Annotated in this window: 24 protein-coding genes and 1 pseudogene; 15 read left to right on the forward strand and 10 right to left on the reverse strand. The window is 41.1% G+C overall.

The window, feature by feature from the left end:
* Window positions 1–15: 15 nt before the first annotated feature.
* Complete coding sequence (locus tag ACMFNG_RS08610) at window positions 16–399, forward strand: Fur family transcriptional regulator (protein ID WP_011012335.1); 384 nt, start codon at window positions 16–18, stop codon at window positions 397–399.
* Between the two features lie 7 nt (window positions 400–406).
* Here ACMFNG_RS08610 and ACMFNG_RS08615 read toward each other — a convergent pair whose 3' ends face one another.
* The gene (locus ACMFNG_RS08615; RefSeq protein ID WP_014835353.1) at window positions 407–886 is read right to left on the reverse strand and encodes a ferritin-like domain-containing protein; all 480 of its coding nucleotides are present in this window, start codon (window positions 884–886) and stop codon (window positions 407–409) included.
* Window positions 887–981: 95 nt separating this feature from the next.
* Here ACMFNG_RS08615 and ACMFNG_RS08620 point away from each other — a divergent pair, with 95 nt between their 5' ends.
* Window positions 982–1,536 carry a ferritin family protein gene (locus tag ACMFNG_RS08620; protein WP_011012337.1) on the forward strand — a complete coding sequence of 185 codons (555 nt, stop codon included), beginning with the start codon at window positions 982–984 and terminating at the stop codon, window positions 1,534–1,536.
* A gap of 4 nt (window positions 1,537–1,540) precedes the next feature.
* Entirely contained in the window at window positions 1,541–2,620 is a 1,080-nt protein-coding gene (locus ACMFNG_RS08625; RefSeq protein WP_011012338.1) for an NAD(P)/FAD-dependent oxidoreductase, read from the forward strand.
* On the opposite strand, the gene sfsA is transcribed toward ACMFNG_RS08625, so the two are convergent.
* Window positions 2,603–3,295, reverse strand: coding sequence for a DNA/RNA nuclease SfsA (sfsA, locus tag ACMFNG_RS08630; protein ID WP_011012339.1), 693 nt, complete (start codon window positions 3,293–3,295; stop codon window positions 2,603–2,605). The genes ACMFNG_RS08625 and sfsA overlap by 18 nt on opposite strands.
* A gap of 2 nt (window positions 3,296–3,297) precedes the next feature.
* Window positions 3,298–3,822: a ferritin-like domain-containing protein gene (locus tag ACMFNG_RS08635; protein ID WP_011012340.1), complete on the reverse strand. Its 525-nt coding sequence runs from the start codon at window positions 3,820–3,822 to the stop codon at window positions 3,298–3,300.
* Between the two features lie 130 nt (window positions 3,823–3,952).
* Here ACMFNG_RS08635 and gapN point away from each other — a divergent pair, with 130 nt between their 5' ends.
* The 5 genes from gapN to ACMFNG_RS08660 are packed head-to-tail and all read left to right on the forward strand — an operon-like array spanning window position 3,953 to window position 9,846.
* Window positions 3,953–5,473: an NADP-dependent glyceraldehyde-3-phosphate dehydrogenase gene (gapN, locus tag ACMFNG_RS08640; protein ID WP_430515138.1), complete on the forward strand. Its 1,521-nt coding sequence runs from the start codon at window positions 3,953–3,955 to the stop codon at window positions 5,471–5,473.
* A gap of 50 nt (window positions 5,474–5,523) precedes the next feature.
* On the forward strand, window positions 5,524–7,236 hold the full coding sequence (locus ACMFNG_RS08645; RefSeq protein ID WP_011011883.1) for a 2-oxoacid:acceptor oxidoreductase subunit alpha: 1,713 nt from the start codon (window positions 5,524–5,526) through the stop codon (window positions 7,234–7,236).
* Window positions 7,233–8,099 carry a thiamine pyrophosphate-dependent enzyme gene (locus ACMFNG_RS08650; RefSeq protein ID WP_011011882.1) on the forward strand — a complete coding sequence of 289 codons (867 nt, stop codon included), beginning with the start codon at window positions 7,233–7,235 and terminating at the stop codon, window positions 8,097–8,099. Before ACMFNG_RS08645 ends, ACMFNG_RS08650 begins: the two co-directional genes overlap by 4 nt.
* A gap of 4 nt (window positions 8,100–8,103) precedes the next feature.
* Complete coding sequence (locus ACMFNG_RS08655) at window positions 8,104–8,553, forward strand: peroxiredoxin (RefSeq protein WP_011011881.1); 450 nt, start codon at window positions 8,104–8,106, stop codon at window positions 8,551–8,553.
* Window positions 8,554–8,601: 48 nt separating this feature from the next.
* A complete protein-coding gene (locus ACMFNG_RS08660) occupies window positions 8,602–9,846 on the forward strand; it encodes an FprA family A-type flavoprotein (protein ID WP_011011880.1) in 1,245 nt (414 codons plus the stop codon).
* Here ACMFNG_RS08660 and ACMFNG_RS08665 read toward each other — a convergent pair.
* Entirely contained in the window at window positions 9,816–10,403 is a 588-nt protein-coding gene (locus ACMFNG_RS08665; RefSeq protein WP_011011879.1) for a SagB/ThcOx family dehydrogenase, read from the reverse strand. The genes ACMFNG_RS08660 and ACMFNG_RS08665 overlap by 31 nt on opposite strands.
* 770 nt (window positions 10,404–11,173) lie before the next feature.
* Between ACMFNG_RS08665 and ACMFNG_RS08670 the strand changes: the two genes are divergently transcribed.
* Complete coding sequence (locus tag ACMFNG_RS08670; RefSeq protein ID WP_430515139.1) at window positions 11,174–12,250, forward strand: M24 family metallopeptidase; 1,077 nt, start codon at window positions 11,174–11,176, stop codon at window positions 12,248–12,250.
* On the opposite strand, the gene ACMFNG_RS08675 is transcribed toward ACMFNG_RS08670, so the two are convergent.
* Window positions 12,242–13,051, reverse strand: coding sequence for a ZIP family metal transporter (locus tag ACMFNG_RS08675; RefSeq protein WP_011011875.1), 810 nt, complete (start codon window positions 13,049–13,051; stop codon window positions 12,242–12,244). The genes ACMFNG_RS08670 and ACMFNG_RS08675 overlap by 9 nt on opposite strands.
* A 62-nt stretch (window positions 13,052–13,113) precedes the next feature.
* Between ACMFNG_RS08675 and snatA the strand changes: the two genes are divergently transcribed.
* Entirely contained in the window at window positions 13,114–13,746 is a 633-nt protein-coding gene (snatA, locus tag ACMFNG_RS08680) for a neutral amino acid NAAT transporter SnatA (RefSeq protein WP_430515140.1), read from the forward strand.
* Between the two features lie 124 nt (window positions 13,747–13,870).
* On the opposite strand, the gene ACMFNG_RS08685 is transcribed toward snatA, so the two are convergent.
* Together ACMFNG_RS08685 and ACMFNG_RS08690 are read right to left on the reverse strand one after the other, a co-directional pair.
* Complete coding sequence (locus ACMFNG_RS08685; protein WP_430515141.1) at window positions 13,871–14,395, reverse strand: ferritin; 525 nt, start codon at window positions 14,393–14,395, stop codon at window positions 13,871–13,873.
* Between the two features lie 125 nt (window positions 14,396–14,520).
* Window positions 14,521–15,357 carry an NAD(P)-dependent oxidoreductase gene (locus ACMFNG_RS08690; RefSeq protein WP_430515142.1) on the reverse strand — a complete coding sequence of 279 codons (837 nt, stop codon included), beginning with the start codon at window positions 15,355–15,357 and terminating at the stop codon, window positions 14,521–14,523.
* A gap of 72 nt (window positions 15,358–15,429) precedes the next feature.
* Between ACMFNG_RS08690 and ACMFNG_RS08695 the strand changes: the two genes are divergently transcribed.
* Window positions 15,430–15,969 carry a nitroreductase family protein gene (locus ACMFNG_RS08695; RefSeq protein ID WP_430515262.1) on the forward strand — a complete coding sequence of 180 codons (540 nt, stop codon included), beginning with the start codon at window positions 15,430–15,432 and terminating at the stop codon, window positions 15,967–15,969.
* On the opposite strand, the gene ACMFNG_RS08700 is transcribed toward ACMFNG_RS08695, so the two are convergent.
* From ACMFNG_RS08700 to ACMFNG_RS08710, 3 genes are all read right to left on the reverse strand, one after another.
* Window positions 15,959–16,426 (reverse strand): flavodoxin family protein, encoded by a 468-nt coding sequence (locus ACMFNG_RS08700; RefSeq protein ID WP_430515143.1) that lies wholly within the window; start codon window positions 16,424–16,426, stop codon window positions 15,959–15,961. The genes ACMFNG_RS08695 and ACMFNG_RS08700 overlap by 11 nt on opposite strands.
* Window positions 16,427–16,441: 15 nt before the next feature.
* Window positions 16,442–16,639 carry a 4-oxalocrotonate tautomerase DmpI gene (gene dmpI, locus ACMFNG_RS08705; RefSeq protein ID WP_430515263.1) on the reverse strand — a complete coding sequence of 66 codons (198 nt, stop codon included), beginning with the start codon at window positions 16,637–16,639 and terminating at the stop codon, window positions 16,442–16,444.
* 174 nt (window positions 16,640–16,813) lie between these two features.
* Window positions 16,814–17,341 carry a GNAT family N-acetyltransferase gene (locus ACMFNG_RS08710; protein ID WP_430515144.1) on the reverse strand — a complete coding sequence of 176 codons (528 nt, stop codon included), beginning with the start codon at window positions 17,339–17,341 and terminating at the stop codon, window positions 16,814–16,816.
* Between the two features lie 100 nt (window positions 17,342–17,441).
* Between ACMFNG_RS08710 and ACMFNG_RS08715 the strand changes: the two genes are divergently transcribed.
* The 4 genes and pseudogenes from ACMFNG_RS08715 (at window position 17,442) to ACMFNG_RS08730 (ending at window position 19,989) form a co-directional block, all read left to right on the forward strand.
* On the forward strand, window positions 17,442–17,906 hold the full coding sequence (locus tag ACMFNG_RS08715; protein WP_430515264.1) for a peroxiredoxin: 465 nt from the start codon (window positions 17,442–17,444) through the stop codon (window positions 17,904–17,906).
* Window positions 17,907–18,419: 513 nt separating this feature from the next.
* Window positions 18,420–18,626 (forward strand): annotated as a pseudogene (locus ACMFNG_RS08720) (MATE family efflux transporter); the annotation flags it as partial.
* Between the two features lie 82 nt (window positions 18,627–18,708).
* The gene (locus tag ACMFNG_RS08725) at window positions 18,709–19,677 is read left to right on the forward strand and encodes an MATE family efflux transporter (RefSeq protein ID WP_430515145.1); all 969 of its coding nucleotides are present in this window, start codon (window positions 18,709–18,711) and stop codon (window positions 19,675–19,677) included.
* A gap of 96 nt (window positions 19,678–19,773) precedes the next feature.
* On the forward strand, window positions 19,774–19,989 hold the full coding sequence (locus tag ACMFNG_RS08730) for a hypothetical protein (RefSeq protein WP_430515146.1): 216 nt from the start codon (window positions 19,774–19,776) through the stop codon (window positions 19,987–19,989).
* Window positions 19,990–20,131: the final 142 nt, after the last annotated feature.

Here is a 20,131-nt window from a genome sequence, read left to right on the forward strand (position 1 = left end):
GAAAACCTAAGAATCATGTGGAAGGAAAAAGCCGTTAGAGTACTGAAGGAGAAGGGATACAAACTTACTCCCCAGAGACTTAAAATGCTAGAAGTAATTGAAGAGCTAGGCCCATCTCATCCTTCCCTCAATGAGGTTTTCAAAAGGCTCAAAGAAGAGTTCCCCACCCTAAGTTTCTCAACGTTATATTCCAATGTAATGACTCTAAAAGAGCTTGGACTCATAGAAACCCTCCCAATTAATGACGAGACACGGATTGAGATTAACACAAAGCCCCACATGAATTTAATTGAAGACGCAAAAATAGTGGATATAATAGATCCAGAAATCATTAAGATCATCGAAGAGAAATTAAAGAAGAAGGTAAAGTTCGTAAACGTTTTGGTTGAAAATGAGTGAGTTGTCTTTACTCAACCTCCAAGCTAAAATCTTGATAGTCCATCCATATTCCAGTTTTCATAACTGAATCATATTGAGCCTTTAAGAGCTCGTAGTGAGCCTTTTCCACCTTCGCTAAATCTTCAAATATTTTCTTAATTTTCTCATCTTTACTATCTTGGGCTGCTTTTTCATAGAACTCCCATGTAAGCTTTTCCTGCTCCATTCCTATCTTTACAGCATCAACCTCACTTAATCTTTCTTCATCAGCCTCTACGATTAGTTTTTTCACGAGCTCTTCATTTACCTTTGGAAGTTCACACTTTTTGACAACTTCTTCCAAAAATTTCTTCTCAAAAATGTCCCAGTGCCCAGCTTCCTCCTGGGCCAAGAACAAGAACATTCTCTTAGCCCTTTCATCACTAGCTTTTTTCGCCAACTTTAGATAGAGGTTCAGCTCTCTTTTCTCAACTTCCAATGCCAATGCTAAAGCTTCCAGTTCATTCATATTAATCACCATAATAACTGGTGTTTCAGAGAATACAAATATTTTTCCGTAAGATAAATATAGCCAAGTTAGCCATATTATTAAGGGGATACACAATGAACATTGAAGAAGAAATTGTAAAAAAGTTAGAAAATCTTTCGATAAAGGAAATTCTCGGATATGCAATAGCTTCTGAGGAGGATGCAGAAAAGTTCTATTCCGAATTGGCCACAAAGCTTGGAGGACTATTAAAGGAGTTCTTTACCCAGCTTTCTACAGCTGAAAGAGGCCATAAAGAAATTCTCCTAAGGATATACAAGAGTAAGTTTGGAGATGAAAACTATCCCGTTCCCGAGGGAATACCATTTGCAGAAACCACAATAAAAGTTGAAACCGTTAGAAACTTAATTGAGGCCATGAAAATAGCTCTAACCAACGAAAAAACTGCAGAAAGAGTATACAAATATCTCGCTGAAAAAATGCCAGAACACAGGGAAATTTTTAAGTTCCTTGCAACCCAAGAAAGGAGCCACTATGAGTCGTTGAGAGCTCACAAGGAGTTCTTAGAGGATACAGTGGAAAGCAAACCCGAGTATATAGAGGCCCCACCCACTTACATCAGCTCCCAACTAGAGATACCATTTGGGCCAGAATATAGAGGAGCACGGTGATGAAATGAAGGTAGTTATTGTTGGAAACGGTCCAGGGGGATTTGAGCTAGCGAAGCAACTATCCCAAACTTACGAAGTTACAGTTATCGATAAAGAGCCAGTCCCTTACTACTCCAAACCAATGTTAAGCCACTATATAGCAGGATTTATTCCCAGGAACAGGCTCTTTCCTTATTCTTTAGATTGGTACAGAAAAAGAGGAATTGAAATTAGACTGGCAGAAGAAGCCAAGCTCATTGACAGAGGAAGAAAAGTTGTAATTACGGAGAAGGGAGAAGTGCCCTATGATACCCTAGTTCTAGCCACGGGGGCTAGAGCAAGGGAGCCCCAAATTAAAGGGAAGGAATACCTGCTAACTTTAAGAACTATTTTCGATGCTGACAGAATAAAAGAAAGCATAGAAAATAGCGGAGAGGCAATAATTATTGGAGGGGGATTTATAGGGCTTGAACTGGCTGGAAATTTAGCTGAGGCTGGATATCATGTAAAGCTTATTCATAGGGGAGCAATGTTCTTGGGATTAGATGAAGAGCTTAGCAACATGATAAAAGACATGCTTGAAGAGACCGGTGTAAAGTTTTTCCTAAATTCAGAGTTGCTTGAAGCAAATGAGGAAGGAGTTCTCACAAATTCAGGCTTTATTGAAGGAAAGGTAAAAATATGCGCTATTGGAATAGTCCCAAATGTTGATCTTGCCAGGAGAAGCGGAATACATACGGGAAGAGGAATACTTATAGATGATAACTTTAGAACATCAGCAAAGGACGTTTATGCAATAGGAGATTGTGCAGAGTATTCTGGGATCATAGCTGGAACTGCAAAAGCTGCCATGGAGCAGGCAAGAGTTCTAGCAGACATACTTAAAGGGGAACCCAGGAGATATAATTTTAAGTTCAGATCAACGGTATTCAAGTTTGGAAAACTTCAAATTGCCATAATAGGAAATACAAAGGGAGAAGGGAAATGGATTGAGGATAACACAAAAGTTTTCTATGAAAACGGCAAGATAATTGGGGCAGTAGTATTTAATGACATCAGAAAGGCCACAAAATTGGAAAAAGAGATCTTAGATTTCTACTCCTAACTCTCCTCTGTATATTATTTCTCCACTAAGCTCCATGTGAAGTCCCAACGCCCGAATTTCTACTCCAGCCTCAAGAGCTTCCTTTAACAATTCAGCAATTTTCGGATCTCCCTTCTTGTAGGGTTTAAATTTGCTTACATTTGGTAGGGCCCCTATAAACACAATCATGGCCCTTTTTCCATCTCTCGCCAACTTTATTAGCTCTTTTATATGCCTTTGACCTCTAACTGATGGACAATCTGGATACATAGCATATTCCCCTTCCCTCAAAACTGCACTCTTAGTTTCTACGAATATCTCTCCTTTCGAACATTCAAGCAAATAGTCTAGTCTGGATTCTCCAACCCTTGGCTCTCTCTTTATTATTCTACAACCTTCCAGTTCAGGAAGAAGTTCCTTCTCAATTATTTTCTCAAATGCTTTTCCCTGAAGTCTAGTATCAATGATTGCTATCTTTCCATGATCTTCAAATCCAAGAAGAATGTACCTTGTTTTACCGCCCGCTTTTGGAGTACAATAGCCTATTCTCCCTGGGATCATGAACTCATTTAGTCTACCAGTATTTGTGATAAGAGCTCTTTCAATTCTTTCCTTAATTCTCACCAATCCCACAAATCGGTTAACTCTTCTTAAAAATATACAAGGAAAAAGGGGAGAAACTTCCATAAGTTTCATCTTCAGAAATTGAAGTTTATATCTTTCATAAGCTGATCGTAGAATTCTTCTTTGTATATGTCTGGATAGCGAATTATGTATTCATATTGCTTCTTCAAAATATTGTAGTGGTTCCTTTCCATGTCGGCCAACATTTCAAGAAGAGTTTTTGCACTCTCAGTTGCAGCGTATTTTGATAATTCTTTGTATAGCTTTTCACTTACCAGTTCAGCTTCCATAGCAACCTCATATATCTCGTCGATATTCACATCTGGCTTCTTTATTATTTCACTCATCTTCTCTGCTATTACCTTGAATTCTCCAAGAACTTCCAGCTTTACTTTTTTGCCTCCCCCTTCAGGAGCCTCGTATTTTTTGGCAATTTTTTCGATGATCTGCCTGTGTTTCTCCTCTTCATTCGCCAAAAATAGGAGTTCATCCCTAATTATATCACTCTTGGTCATAGAAGCCAACTTCTCATAAGCTTCTTTGGCCTTAATTTCGGAGTTTATAGCAATTTCAAAAATCTCTTTCTCAGTAACTTCCATGGAAATCACCATAATACCTAATTATTTCCCCATTAAAATGTTTTTCTTTCTTGACAGTTATGGTCAGTCAGAATTAAAAAATGAGTAAATCTTATAAGATATGAGCTATATTATATTGTGGTGTGTAAAAATGTCCAAATTTATACACCACAAAATATTTGATGAAATTTATGAGATTGGGGAAGACGGTGTACCTGAATTCAAAACGTACATTGCTGGAAAATGGATATATGGGGAGAAATTCAAAGATATCAAAAGTCCAATAAACGGGGAAGTCATTGCCCGAGTCTCCATTTTAAGCAGGGAACAAATAGAGGAAGCTATATCCACTACTTACGAAATAGGAAGAGAGAAAATAAGAGATTATCCGGGAGAAAAAAGGATTAGTAGCTTTCTAAAAGCTGCTGAGATGATGAAAGAAGCTTTTGATGACTTTGTAAGGATATTAATTCTCGACGCTGGAAAGCCGAAGAGTAATGCTATGGGCGAGGTAAAGGCAACAATAGAGAGACTAGAAAAAACTACTTTTGAATTTGGAAGGCTTATAGGAGACTACATCCCAGGAGATTGGAGTGAAGAAACTCTCGAAAGTGAGGCAATTGTAAAAAGGGAACCTTATGGGTTAATCTTAGCGATAAGTCCCTTTAACTATCCCTTGTTCATCTCAGCGACTAAAGTTATTCCTGCACTATTAAGCGGAAATGCGGTCTTACTAAAACCCGCTTCAGCCGATCCACTGGCCCCAATACTCTTTACAAGAGTTCTAGAACTTTCTGGTCTACCCAAAGAAAGCTTTTCGTTGTTAACGGTCCCAGGGGGATTCATGGATGATATTGTCAGGGATAAGAGAATTAGAGCTATTACATTTACAGGAAGTACTGAAGTTGGGGAACACATAATAAGAACGGGAGGAATAAAGGCCTACCATTTGGAGCTTGGTGGAAAGGATCCCGCGATTGTTCTCAATGATGCAAACATAGAGGAGAGTGTTGAAAAAATTGTAAAGGGAATTGTTACTTATTCTGGTCAAAGATGTGATGCAATAAGGCTAATACTTGTCGAGGAAGATATATATGAACAATTTAGAGAAAGTCTAGTTGCTCAGCTTTCAAAAATAGAGCCTAAAAATCCACTGGAAGATAAAAATGCAATAATGGGACCACTAATTGATGAAGATTCCGCTAATTACATTGAAGAGATATATAAGGATGCCATAGAAAAAGGAGCAAGGCCACTGCTCGAATTTAGAAGGAGAGGAAACTATGTGTGGCCTATAGTACTTGAAGTGAACAATGAGATCTTGCCTACTCTCAGGGCATTTAACGAAGATGTCTTTGGTCCATTGGCCTTGTTAATAAAGGTTAAAGATGAAGATGAGGCAATTGAAATAGCGAACTCCTCTAGGTTTGGTCTTGATGCTGCAGTATTTACAACCTGCGAAAAGAGAGCAAGAAAAGTTGCAAGGAAACTTGAGGTTGGAAGCGTGTTTATTAATGAATATCCTAGGCATGGAATCGGTTATTATCCATTTGGAGGAATGAAGGACAGTGGAATAGGAAGAGAGGGAATTGGGTATTCTCTCGAAATGTTAACTACAACAAAAACAATAGTGCACAACTTTAGGGGACAAGGAGTTTGGGAATATATCTAGCCAAAAATTAATTAATAGTGATTGAAAAAACTAAAAATTGAGGGGGTATTATGAAAGTTGTAAGAGATGACATTTCCATAGTTCTTGGTGGAGCTGCAGGACAAGGAATTCAAACCGTAGAAGTTCTGTTAACACATGCCCTGAAGAGAGCAGGATACCACGTTTTTGGAACTAAAGAATACATGTCAAGGATTAGAGGCGGAATAAACACAACAGAAATAAGAGTCGCCTCTAGACGTGTTAGGGCATTTGTAAAAAGAATTGACCTACTAGTCCCCTTCAAGAAAGGCACCCTAACCTGGGTAAAGGACAGGATTAGCGATAACACGATAGTACTCGGTGAAAAAGAGAACATAGAGGAGGAATTTTTAGAAAAGATAAACCTTGTAGAAGTTCCCCTAACTAAAACCGCTTTAAAAGTTGGAAGTCAACTTTACTTAAACACCATAGCAGCAGGTTTAATCTTTGGACTCTTTGGAGCCCCCGTGGAAATTATTGAATCGGAGGTAAGAAATCACTTCAAGGGAAAAAGTGAAAAAATTGTAGAGAAGAATGTCGAAGCAGTGAGAGAAGGGTACAACATTGGGAGGAGCATTGCAGAGGAAGGAAAAATTGTAGTGGACATCAAACCTGATGAAAAAGTGAAGGAAGAAATACTTCTAAGTGGAACTGAAGCCGTTGGAATTGGAGCTCTAGCTGGTGGAATGAACTTCTTATCATTCTACCCAATGAGTCCATCCACAGGAGTATCAACGTTTGCTGCTCAACATGCTGAGGAGTTTGAAATCATAGTAGAGCAAACTGAGGATGAGATTGCCGCAATAAACATGGCAATCGGAGCTTGGTTCGCAGGAGCTAGAGCAATGGTAAGCACTTCTGGAGGAGGATTTGCCCTCATGTGTGAAGCCTTGAGTTTAGCTGGAATGGCTGAGAATCCTGTGGTGATTCATTTAGCCCAAAGACCAGGCCCAGCTACTGGTCTTCCAACAAGAACAATGCAAGGTGACCTAAACTTAGTTCTGTACGCTGGTCATGGAGACTTTCCTAGAATCATTCTAGCTCCTGGGACTTTAGAAGAGGCCTTTTATTTAACTGCAGAGGCATTCAACCTTGCAGATAAATATCAAGTTCCAGTTATAATACTCACCGATCAGTATTTTGTGGACTCATACTACAATCTCCCAGAACCTGACGTTTCAAAGGTAAAAGTCGAGAAATATATAGTGAAGGCAGAGAAGGGGTATAAGAGATACAAGTTAACTGAAGACGGAATTTCTCCGAGAGCTATCCCAGGATATGGAGAGGATGTTGTTGTGGCGAATGGAAATGAGCACGATGAATGGGGAGATATAACTGAAGATGCTGAGATAACAAGGAAAATGCAAGAAAAGAGGGCTATCAAAAAATTAGAGACCATAAAAAGAAACGCTCCACTTCCAAAGATAATCGGAAGGGAAGACGCTAAATTCTACGTAATATCTTGGGGCTCTACTTTCCACATAGTGGAAGAAGCTTTAGAATTACTCAAGAGAGACGATGTTGCACACGTACACTTTAGCTGGCTATACCCATTAAATCCAAAGATAAAAGATATTCTAGCTGGAAAAACATTGATTGCAGTAGAAAACAACGTCACAGGACAATTCGCTGATCTTCTGAAGAAAGAGCTTGATATAAGAGTTGATCATAAGATATTAAAGTATGATGGCCGTCCTTTTGCCGTTGAGGAGGTTTATGAAGCTCTTAAGGGGGTGATTGAATGACCCCTAAAGAAATTTTCGAATCTAACAGACCTGGAAGTAAAGATGTAGCCTGGTGCCCTGGGTGTGGTAATTTTGGTATTAGAAATATCCTAATAGAAGCATTTTCCGAACTAAACTTAAAGCCCACTGAGGTTGTGATAATTAGTGGAATAGGACAGGCGGCTAAAATGCCCCATTACATTAACGTAAATGGGTATCACACCCTTCACGGGAGAGCAATCCCAATTGCCACAGCCGTAAAAGCGGCAAATCCTTCCCTAACAGTTATTGCCGAAGGTGGAGACGGTGATATGTATGCAGAAGGCGGCAACCATCTCCTTCACGCCATTAGAAGGAATCCCGACATAACAGTTTTGATCCATAACAACCAAATTTATGGTTTGACAAAAGGACAAGCCTCGCCTACAACCCCTATTGGAATGAAAACTCCTACACAACCCTGGGGGGTTTTTGAAGAGCCTTTAAATCCAATAGCCCTAGCAATTGCCTTAGGAGCTTCTTTCGTTGCGAGGACTTTCGTTGGATATTTTAAAGAGAGCGTTGAAATAATTAAGCAGGCAATAAAGCATAAAGGATTGGCAATAGTCGATATATTCCAGCCATGTGTATCTTTTAACAAACTCAACACATACTCCTGGTACAAAGAACATACTTACTGGATGAAAGATCATGATCCCCACGATAGAATTGAAGCCTTTAAGAGAGCAATAGAAACAGACCCTCTCCCCCTGGGAATATTCTACATCAACGAAAAGCCTACATTCGAGGAGCAAGTTCCAGCATATAAGAGGGATAAGAGGCCATTGTGGATGCGTGATCCCAAGATTGAATTAGTTAAAAAGTTCTTTGAGAGCAAGAGGTGAAAAAATGAAGATTGGAGATAAAGCTCCAGACTTTGTTTTAAAAGACCAGCATGGAAAGGAATTCAAACTAAGTGACTTTAGAGGAAAGAAGATTTTGCTCTCTTTCCATCCCCTAGCTTGGACAAAAATATGTGAAAAGCAGATGAAAGCACTGGAAGAAAACTATGAAAAATTTGAATCCTTAAACGTAATTCCAGTTGGAATAAGCGTTGATCCTATCCCCTCAAAGAAGGCATGGGCAGAGCACATGGGCCTTAAAAAGCTAAGAATTCTAAGCGACTTCTGGCCGCATGGTGAGGTTGCAAAGCTATACGGAGTGTTCAGAGAAAAGGATGGATTTTCAGAAAGAGCTAACATACTAATAGATGAAGAGATGAAGATTATCTTCTACAAGGTTTACCCAATTAGAGAACTTCCAGATCTAAATGAAATATTTGACATCCTGAAAATATGAAAAAACTTTTATACTTTAATTTTCAAACCATGTTGGGGTGAAGAAGAAATGCCAAAAGTTTGGATTGAGAAGTTAACGGAAGATATGGAACTTTATCTAATAAGAGTTGATGACGACCAGATAAAGTACTTTGAAGCAGCCTGGGACATTCCAGAGGGGATAACGTACAACTCCTACCTTCTAAAGCTTAATGATGCTGTTGTTTTGTTTGACACAGTAAAGAAAGATTATGAAGATTTATTCATGGATGCACTAAAGAAGCTAGTTGATCCAAAGGAAATAACCCATATAATAGTTCACCACACCGAACCAGATCACAGTGGAGCTCTTCCCAGGGTTCTCGAGGAGAACGAGTATAAAGCTATGGTAATAGGAACTCAGTTTGCAAGGAACTTGCTCGAAGGCTTTTACGGAAAAAAGGTCGTAGAGAACTTTAAGGTAATAAAAGACGGAGAAGAAATGAAAATAGGAGGAAAGACATTCCGGTTTATAACAGTTCCTTGGCTTCATTGGCCAGACACAATGATAACTTACTTGGTTGAGGATAAGATAATATTCTCTTGCGACGCTGGTGGGGGGTACTCAATCCCAGAGACCATAGACGATAGCAGTGAGGAAGTGGTAGAGAAATACCTACCCTATGTCACAAAGTACATTGTCACCGTAATAGGTCACTACCACAAGTACATTGTGGAGAACATAAGAAAACTAAAAGAGCTTGGCATAGTAAAAGATGTAAAAATGATTCTTCCTGGCCACGGTTTAATATGGAGGAGAGACCCCATTAGAATATTTAGACACTATGAAGAAGTGGGAGCTGGTAGAGCAGAAAAAGGAAAAGTGCTTGTAGTTTACGATTCAATGTATGGGTTTGTGGAGAAGAGAATGGACATTGTTATAGACGAGCTGAAGAAGCACGGAATGAAGCCCGTAATCTACAAGTACACGGACAAGGTAGCTCCTGCTGTAAGCGATATCCTTGGCGAGGTTCCAAGTGCTGAGGCAATAGTTATTGGAGTCTCAACGTATGAAGCCGATATACACCCCAGGATAAGATATCTCCTCTACGAAATTATAGACAAGGCAAACTACGAAAAGCCAGTGTTGATAGTGGGAGCCTTTGGCTGGGGAGGAGGAGCAGGGAAGAAAATAGAGAGCATGATAACAAGGAGCAAATTCGACCACGTAATGACCGTTGAAAGCAAGGGAGCTCCCTCTGCAGAGGATGAGGAAAAGATAAGAGATGCTGTAAGGGAATTAATTCAGAGGAGCCTACCAACAGGAAATACATAAACTGGATGTCCTTCCACTCCAAGCACTTCTTTTACTTTTTCATCATAAAACGCCCCAACAGCCACAGTTCCTAGACCTAAGGCAGTAGCTTGGAGATAGATGTTCTGTCCCATGTGTCCCGTATCCATATATACATACCTAATGCCCCTCTCCCCATATCTAGAGGTCGTTCTTTCGAAGTGAGCGACTATCACTATATTCACTGGTGCCGTAGCAACGCACCTTTGGCCCAAACAGGCCTCAGCAAGCTCTTCTCTTAGATCTCCTTTTCTGATAAGTTCAAGAGTGTGCTCCTCTCCATTGTAGTGGTATAACCCAGGTGGAAGGTTCTCAACATTTGAGACCACAGCATAGACTTCCAAAGGATAGCATGCGCCAGCACTTGGGTAGTTCTTCTTTCCCCAAGCGTTCTTTCCTGCTGCTGCCCATAAGAGCTGAGAAAGCTCCCCAAGGGTTAAAGGTTCATTCTTGTACCTTCTAATGCTCTTCCTCTTGAAAATCGCCTCCTCCAAACAAACATCACTCTTTAGCCTGGGTTGGGGGAGTTCAATCTTCATGATGACCACCATAGAATTATTGAAATTACTTTAACTTAAACTTTAGGTCTTAAAAATGAAAAACTCACATTCCACCGCTAACAGCAAGCTCAATTATTTTTCTTATCTCTACCAAAGGAATGCCCTTCAACATTAGCTCTAAGAAGCTCCTAACTACGAGGTAAGTTGCCTTTTTCCTCATTTAGTCCACGATTCATTGGGTAAAACAACTCTCCTCTTTTATCTTGCCTATTACAGCTTCTTGGCTTAGCCCAGCATCTTCAACTTTACTTACCATCTCAGGATAACTACTGTTATCTTGTTACTCATTAAGAGGGCATCATAGCTAATACGTCCCCTACCCCAAGAGCCTCAGCTACAATCCCTTGTGATCACTTTGTTTTCATTCATTATAATGGCTTTTGAAGCGTTTATACCAGCATCCTTTTCCTTAAAGTACAGTTCTCCTCCCAAATCAATGTACCAATATTTTTGGCCGAAAATAATGCCATTCAACTCCACGTATTCATTTTCGTTTATTGGATTTGTGATATTTTTCTCACCTGGGTTAACACCACTATCGGGCTCATCTAGTATGAGAAGCTCAAGTTCTAGTATAAACTTCCCAGATCCGTTAGAACAATGATTATGTGAAATTTCCCGAATTTATCGTAAGGTTAATGCCTTTCAGAATCTTTTTTTATCTCCATACTGTCCTTGGGATGTAGTGTTGTTTATCCTTAATAAAATCTATTAAGGAAAGCTATCTATAATGATATAGGGGTTAACCAATGAGAGGAAATCAAAAAATTTTTAGAAAAAGAATGGAGAGATTTCAGGAAGCTTTAAAAGAAAAAGACATAGATGCAGCAGTTATAAGAACTCTATCAACCTTTATTTACTTAACAGGGACTAAGTGGCTCCGTCCAAGCCTTTTCGTCCCCGCAGAGGGAGAGCCAACTGTATTCGTTGTTAAAGGAGAAGCGGAAGAATTCAAGAGAAGGAGCTGGATAGAGAATGTAGTTGAATTCCAAAAAGTTGAAGATCTAATGGCTAGAGTAGTTAAGCTAATTCAAAGTAGTGGAGCTAGAAGGGTAGGGCTTGAGTTTGGTGTGGAAAGAGACGCATACTTGCTATTTTTCAAAATGTTCCAAAGGCTTAATCCAACTGTCGAAGTAGTGGACATCCTTGACATAACTATGGGTATGAGAATGATAAAAGACGAGTGGGAAATAGAAAATATCAGAAAAGCCGCCAAAATAGCTAATAAAGGAATGAAGGTTGCCGAGGAGATAATCAAGCCAGGACTCAGTGAACTCGAAATAGCGGCAGAAATATACAGAGAGCTTATGTTAAATGGAAGTGAGGATCCAAAGGTTTATGTCTCAACTACTCCAAGAGCACACGCCGAACCCTTCCGAGATCTAAAGGTAAAAGAAAATAGTGTGGTGACGGTTGTTATAGGAACCGACTGGAATCATTATTACGCGAATATGGCAAGAACTTTTGTAGTAGGGGAGCCTAACGAAAGAGTAAAGAAGGCAATAGAGGTAAAGGAAAAAGCTTTAGAAATTGCCCTAGAAGAAACAAAAGTAGGCGTCCCACTAAACTCAGTTGAAAGAAAGCTCTTCCAGTTCTTTAAGGAGAACGGATTCGAAGATTCCTACCTCGCTGGTTACACCCACGGTGTCGGCTTGCTCATAGAAGAACCACCAATGCCCACTATTGTAGTTCCAACGAGAGCAACAAAAGTTGCAGAAAATATGGTTCTGAGCATAATTCACACACCTCTCATGATTCCAGAAGGGGCAATTAAGCACGAAGATACATATCTCGTCAAAAAAGATGAGTTAGAAAAGCTAACCTAACATTGAATCTAAGAAGAGCATTACGTAAAACCCTAAGAAAAATCCTAATGTCACGAGTTTTTCATTTTCCTCTCTCTTGTATATTTCTGGAATCATCTCCTTCACGGTAACATAAAGCATTGCCCCTCCAGCCAATCCTAACCCATAGGGAAGAAGGCCATGGAAGAAAGAGAAAAGCAATGCCCCCAAGACCACCATTATCATCTCAGCTATACCGCTCAAAGCTCCCATTGCTATAGGAGTTAGACGCTTCTTTTGAATAGAAGCCAGGGGGAGAGAAACAACTGTTCCTTCAGGGAAATCCTGTATTCCAATTGCTATTGCAGTAACAAGACCACTCTTAAGATTGTACACAAGAGACGTTCCTATGGCTAAACCCTCGGGCAAATTATGAATTATAACAGCAAACACAATTAACCACACTGTTCTTAATCTTTCTTTAAGTTCTCTAGGGCCCTCATATCCCTTAACCAAATGTTCATGGGGAAGTAAGTTGTCAATCGCGTATATAAGGAGCACTCCAAGAAAAATACCCACCCCCACGGGCAGGAATCTACCTGAAAGCTCTATTCCTGGGATAATTAGGCTTGTAAAACTAGCTACAATCATTACTCCTGCCGCAAAAGAAAGGCTAATATCAACGCTCCACTCAGGAAGTTTGTGAGCGATTATAGCTACCAAAGCTCCTAAAGTTGTCATAAGAGCAACAAATAGTCCAGCATATATGGAAACTACTATTATGTTCCCTCCTGAAATACTCAGAATGTATGAGGCAAGATTTGAGATAAAGTTTTCAAACATCTGTCATCCCCAGGAGAAAAAAGAATTTTAAACTTAAAAGGTTACTGAAAAGGGTGATACTCATGGAAGTTCTAAAAGACTTTTTACTCTTTTATGGAGGTCTTTTCGCGATAACTAATCCAATAGGGGCTGTTCCAGTGTTTATAGCTGTAACTAGAAATTTAAGTCCAGAGAAGAGAAAGGAAATAGCAAGGAAAACTACCACTACAGTTACACTTACTCTACTAGTTTTTGCCCTAGTAGGAGAGTGGATTTTCAAGTTCTTCGGAGCATCTACAGATGCTTTTTCAATAGCTGGAGGGATAATTCTCTTTAGAATGTCTCTCGAGATGCTCTCTGGGAAGATTTCTTCTATAAAAATAAGTGAAGAAGAACATCTCAGCGAAGAAGCTGTAACACTTGAGGAGATAGCTATAATTCCACTCGCAATTCCTTTACTTTCAGGCCCAGGTGCCATAACTACCACAATGCTCTACATGGCCAAAAGCCCTACAATGGCTGAGAAATCTATAGTCCTACTAGTTATAGTTGCAATAGGGATTACAGTCTGGATAGTTCTTTCAGCCGCTAATAAAATACATCAAAAGTTGGGAACCATTGGGATTAAAGTGATAACAAGAATGATGGGTCTAATTTTAGCATCAATGGCAGTTCAAATGGTAATAAACGGAGTTAAGGGAGCTTTCAATATTTAAGCTTTTTCTGTATAACATCTTTTTGAGATCCTTAACCACGCAAGTCTAACAATTCAAAGAAACCCCCAGAACTCCATATAAAACTATAAAAAAGGAGAAACACCAATAGTAAAAACAGAAAAGTTCATTCTCCCCCCTGCATCAAGAGCCCTGGAAGCTTTGGACCCCTTGTACTCAACTCTTTATCAAGCATGAACAATACCTGGGGACTGTCCTTAGCAAACTTTAACTTGTCCAGTATTTTCTTTACACTGGCTTCCTCCTCAACTTGCTCGTTGATGAACCACTCTAGGAATGCCCTAGTTGAGTAATCTTTTTCCTCTTCTGCCAAAGCTGCTAATTCATGTATACACTTACTTATGAACTTTTCGTGCTCATAAGCAGCTTCAAAAGCTTTTAATGGGCTCTCCCACTCCTTTGGAGGCTTTTGGATTTCTTCGAGCTCAACTCTACCATTGCGATCGTAGATATAATTGTAGAATCTCAATGCATGCCCAATCTCTTCTTCAGCCTGGGCTTTCATCCAGTTGGCAAAGCCTTCAAGACCCAAGTCTTCAAAGTAGGCTGCCATAGCAAAGTAGAGGTATGCAGAATAAAGCTCTCTATTTAGTTGCTCGTTTAAAGCCTTAAGCATTTTTTCACTCATCATTGTACATCACCTTTTCTTTTTCCTTTTCATGTATTTTAATGTTTGGTCCTATATTGCAACTTGTGGCAATACTTCCTATACTGCTCCAGCGCCAACAATTCAAAATGACATTTAAACACGAGCATTCAAAGCTCCTTGAGGAGTTTGTAAATCACTGAAAAGTCAAGCTCTTCCATGTTCCTTTCAAAGGCGAGTCTGTAAAGTTCTCTCACAATAGGGTTGAGTAGAATTGTCTTTCTTGATGCAACAGCTAGATCGTAAGCATAGGAGAGATCCTTAACAAGGTTCTTCACGGAGAAGTGAGTTGAGTAATCTTCGTTGAGAAGCTTCTCTTTCTTTGCCTTCAACACTACAGAGTTACCAGCGCCGTTCTCAAGCACTTCTATAAGCTCTTCCTTTGAAATTCCAGCCTTCTCACCGAGCGCTATGGCTTCACCGAGAACTGCCATGAAGGCTCCGAGCACAAAGTTGTTTATCAGCTTGAGCTTTGTGGCCTTTCCAGGCTCCTCGAAGTAGAATATCTTCTTCCCGAGCTTCTCAAGGTATGAAAGTACTTTCTCAAAGGCTTCCTTCTCTCCACTCACGAGAATCGTCAGCTGACCGTTCCTCGCTGGAACAACGCTTCCAATGACAGGGCTTTCAAGATAAAAGGCCCCATTATATCTGTAAAGCTCGTGGAACTCCAAGACTTTCTCGTAGTGATTGGTGGTAGTGTCGACTATTATCTTTCCGCTGAGATCTATCTTCAGAAGCCTCTCCGAGACCTGTCTCACCGCTTCGCTGTCGTAGAGCGAGAGGAAAATCACATCGCATTTCTCAGCAACTTCTTCTAGAGTTTTTGCTATGTTCTTGAAACCTTTGGCCTTTTCCATTGTTCTGTTCCAAACTAGGAGCTCGTACTCCTCCGATAATCTCTCTGCCATAGCTCTTCCTATGTGACCAAGGCCAATCCACCCGATCATGGATAATCCCTAAAAGATTTGTTTTTCAAAATTCTTATAATCGTTATGTCAGAAATCTCAATGGTGGTTAGGATGGAGTTCTTTGAAGTGCTCAAAAAGAGGCGAAGTATAAGGCGCTTTCAAGATAAACCCGTCCCGAGAGAGCTTGTGGAAAAGCTCCTGGAAGCGGCATTCCTCTCGCCGAGCTCCTACAACAAGAGGCCCTGGCACTTCATAGTGGTTGATGATAAAGAAAAGCTTGAAGCCCTCTCAAAGGCCAAGCTTGGAGCTTCAGGTTTAGCAACAGCACCGCTGGCGATAGTTATCACAGCTGATGAAAGCAGAAGCGATGTGTGGGTTGAAGATGCAAGTATTGCAGCAGAGCATATTCACCTCGCTTCCTACGCTTTGGGTCTTGCTTCCTTCTGGGTGCAGATAAGGAACAGAATGCACAGTGAGGACAAAACGGCCGAGGAGTACGTGAGGGAACTTTTGAGTATTCCAAAAAACTACCGCGTGCTTTGCATCATTGGAGTAGGCTACCCAGCGGAGAACAAGCCGCCCTACGGTGATGAAGTCTTTGAGTGGGAAAAAGTGAGCTACAACGAGTTTGGAAAGAGATTTAAAGATTAGAACCTATCAGATCCTTCAGTTCTTTTATAAACTCTTCTGTCTCCTCATCAAGCTTTTTATTCACAATAACCTTCTTAAAGAGCGCTTTTTTCCCATATAGCTCTTCCATTTGGGCGAGGCACTTCTTTGAGCTCCCGGCGCAGGTAGTGAAGAACACCGCTTCCTTTATTTTCCCCCTGTTCTGGAGCAGGTAGGTTCTTATTGCAGGCGTCACCCGGCTGTTCCATGTCGGCCCGCCGAGGATCACGAGATCGTAGTCAGAGGGATCCTTCTCAAAGCTTATCTGCGTAGTCTTCCCCCTCGTGGCTTCATAGCCCGCTATAAGAAAGCCAATTATTCCCTTTCGGTTCTTTTTGTCAATTATCTCGTCAATCTCAGCATTGAGAGCTTCCGCAACTTTTCTTGCAACTTCCCGAGTATGGCTGTCACGCGAATAAAAAGCCACAAGAACCTTCATCATTTTCACCTTAAATTAGCGTTGAGTCCTTCTCCTCAGCACGTCGGAAAGGAGCTCCCCATCAACACCGACATTTTCTGTCTCGTTCTCATGGATGACCACGCTGACGTGATGGACTCCGTAAACTTCCCTAACGACTTCTGTGATCTTTTTCACGAGCTTTCTCTTGGTTTCTTCATCCGCTTTAGGACCTTCAACTATTATAACTGGCATGTGAATCACCTTTAGACAATTTTAAGCTTAATAGCTAAAAAGATTTTTGACCGTTAAAGATTAATTTGAAATCTCAAAGGTTACCAGCCAACTCTATACTGTTTACACTATTGAGAGCGTTCTTTCAACGAGTGAGACCCTTTGTTTACCCTTTGCTCAGAAGATAATTGTTCTCTAACTTTCCTTTTTCAGCACGACGAACTCTTTGTAGTCCATGAGCTTCTTGAAACCCTTTCTGAGGTAGTATGAATAAGCCTCAAGCTTTGGAAAAGTTATCACATATGCCTCTTTTCCGAGCTCTTTAAGCCTTTCAACTGCAAATTCAAGGAGTTTTGAGCCATAACCTTTGCCCTTGTACTCGGGATCAACCATGAAGAACTCAATGAGGCCAGTTTTCTCGTTTTTTATCTCCTCCGGCACCCACCAAATATCCTTGCCCTTAAGGTTGTAGACGAGTGCCACAGTGCCAATTATCTTCCCATCACGTCTGAGTACATAGAGCTCGTCGAACTCATCCCTAAGCCTGAACTCGAGGAAGGGCTCGTAGACCTTTTTGAAGCCCTCAAAGTCGTCAGTTGAAGGCTTTTCCTCCACCCACTCAAGAGCCGGGTAAGCTCCGCCAGTGCTCTGGTAAACGCGGAAGACAAAGCCGAGAAGTTCCCCCTTTAGTATAAGTGGGTTCTTGACCCTTTCGATCTTCATCTTGCTTTCCCTAAAATTCATCAGCGGCGCTTTAAAAGAACCTTTTGGTTCGATAGGAAAGCTTAAATATTGAGAAAACTTAACCGTTTTGGTGGTGATTATGAACTATTTAGAGGTAAAAGTGCTCGATGAAAAAGGTGAAGAAAGATCCCTAAAGGACTTCGTGCTTGGAAGGTGGACAGTTCTCTACTTCTACCCGAAAGACAACACACCCGGTTGTACAACAGAGGCAAAGGAGTTTACGGAGCTAATTGAGGAGTTTGAAAAGCTGGGAGTTCAGGTAATTGGAGTTTCAAGAGACTTTCCAGAGAGCCACAGGAAGTTCAAGGAAAAGAACAACCTTAAAGTCAAGCTCCTGAGCGACCCGAACGCTGAGCTGCATAAAGCTCTTGGAGCATGGGGAAAGAAAAAGCGATATGGAAGGGAGTATGAAGGAGCGATAAGGAGCACCTTCATCCTGAACCCTTATGGGGAAATTGTTTGGAAGAAAATAAACGTGAGGGCAAAGGGACATGCGGCGAAAGTTCTGGAAGAGCTCAAAAAGCTAATAGGGAATGTGAAGTAATTATCTTCCATGTTTTCCGTTTTGACTTTTCCAGTGTGAACTAAGATTCCAGAAAGGAAACCAATTTTTTCATCTTTTTGTACTTCATAAATTTGGAACTTAAAAGTATTTAAGTGTTACAAAGCTCTTCCTCTCTTGGACAAGACAAAACGCGTTATTGGACAAGAGAAGAGGATGAGAAAGAAAATTTTACAAAATTTCGTTGACAAAGATGATATAAGTTAAAGCGTGATAAAGCTATACAGCTGAGCTCACTAAGAAAGGAAAGGAAGAGGAGATTGGAAAAGAAGGGAAGAAAGTGGAGGAAATTATGGTCTCAAAAGTGAATTAAAAAGAAAGTATCTGTTCATTAACCTGCTCAAAAAGCCATAAAGATCATGGAGGAGTTTAAATGAGTGAAAAATCAACGAAAGGTGTTCAGATTTTAAGGGGAGACCCCGAAAAAAGCGCTTGTAAAGCTTTCAATTCCCATGATGATAGGAATGTTAGTTCAGACGATCTACAACTTGGCCGATGGGATATGGGTCTCAGGCCTGGGACCAGAGGCTCTGGCGGCGGTGGGACTTTTCTTCCCGATATTCATGGGGAATAATATCCCTCTCAGCGGGCCTTGGAATAGGTGCAAGCTCTGCAATAGCGAGAAGAATAGGGGCAAGGGACAAGAGGGGAGCCGACAACGTTGCCGTCCATTCCCTAATCCTGACGCTGATTGTTGGTGTTGGAATAACTCTCCTAACTTTCCCCACGATTGAGACTCTTCTCATGGCAATGGGAGCAAGGGGGGAAAGCAATAGAGCTGGCATTGGAGTATTCACGCGTTCTTTTAGCTGGAGCCATTGTGATTGTCTTCAACAACGTGGGCAACGGTATTTTGAGGGGAGAGGGGGACGCCAACAGGGCAATGTATGCCATGATCCTCGGTTCGGGCCTCAACATAGTTCTCGACCCCGTGTTCATCTACACCCTGGGCTTTGGTGTTGTTGGAGCGGCGTATGCCACACTGCTATCAATGATAATAACATCGCTCTTCATGGCTTACTGGCTCTTCATAAAACGGGACACCTACGTGGAGATAACCTTCAATGACTTCTTCCCGAGCAGGGAAATTTTAAAGGACATCCTCCGCGTTGGGGTACCGGCTTCTCTCGCACAGCTTACAATGTCCATAGCGATGTTCTTCCTCAACAGGGTGGCCATAATGGCCGGCGGTGAGAACGGAGTTGCGGTCTTCACAAGCGCATGGCGGGTTACGATGCTCGGAATAGTGCCCATACTCGGGATGGCGTCAGCAACCACGGCCGTTACCGGAGCCGCTTATGGAGAGAGAAACATCCAGAAGCTTGAGACCGCTTATTTATACGCCATAAAGCTCGCCTTTGCAATAGAGCTCGGCGTGGTGGCGTTTATAATGCTCTTTGCCCCACAGGTTTCGTATCTCTTCACGTATTCAGAATCTGCTTTAGTAATAAAGGAAGAGCTGATAAAGGCCTTCAGGACTCTACCAATATTCCTCGTTCTCACACCGTTCGGCATGATGACCTCAGCGATGTTCCAGGGGATAGGGGAGGGGGAGAAGTCCCTCGTCCTCACAATACTCAGAACGGTTATCATGCAGGTTGGGTTTGCCTACTTCTTTGCCCTCTACATGGATTTTGGCCTCAGGGGAGTGTGGATTGGCATTGTGCTCGGGAATATGACTGCAGCAATAATAGGCTTCAGCTGGGAAAGGGTCAGAATAAGGCACCTGAAAGAGGCCTTCGGCACTTCTTAGATTTTATGTTTTGGAAAGGAACTTTCTCTTTAGTTTTTCACTCTGTAAAAAATAAACTCCATAAAACCTCTTGAAAAGGTAAAAACGGTGATCCAAATGGAGGCAAAGGTCTGCAAGTTCTGTGCTGGAGAGAGGCTTAAGGATGTCGTGAGAGCCCTAGAAGAGAGAGGGTATTCTGTGAGTGTTGAGGAGTGTATAGGACTTTGCGCAAAATATTCATGTGGAAACATCAATGTCATAGTTGGTGAGAGGGAGATATCCGTGAAAAGCTTTGAGGAGTTCATCAAAGCCTTGGATGAAGAGGGATGGTAAAAACATTGGTAATTCTTCTTGGCCCAATAGAGAGATCAGTGGAGAGAGAATATGAGTGTTTTATCCCCTAGATTGAGAAATAGGACTTGGAAAGCTTCCACTTTTACAAGGGAATAGCAAAGATTGAAGGCTTTGAAGCTTT

The organism is Pyrococcus woesei, from assembly GCF_050496105.1.
Lineage (GTDB): Archaea > Methanobacteriota_B > Thermococci > Thermococcales > Thermococcaceae > Pyrococcus > Pyrococcus furiosus.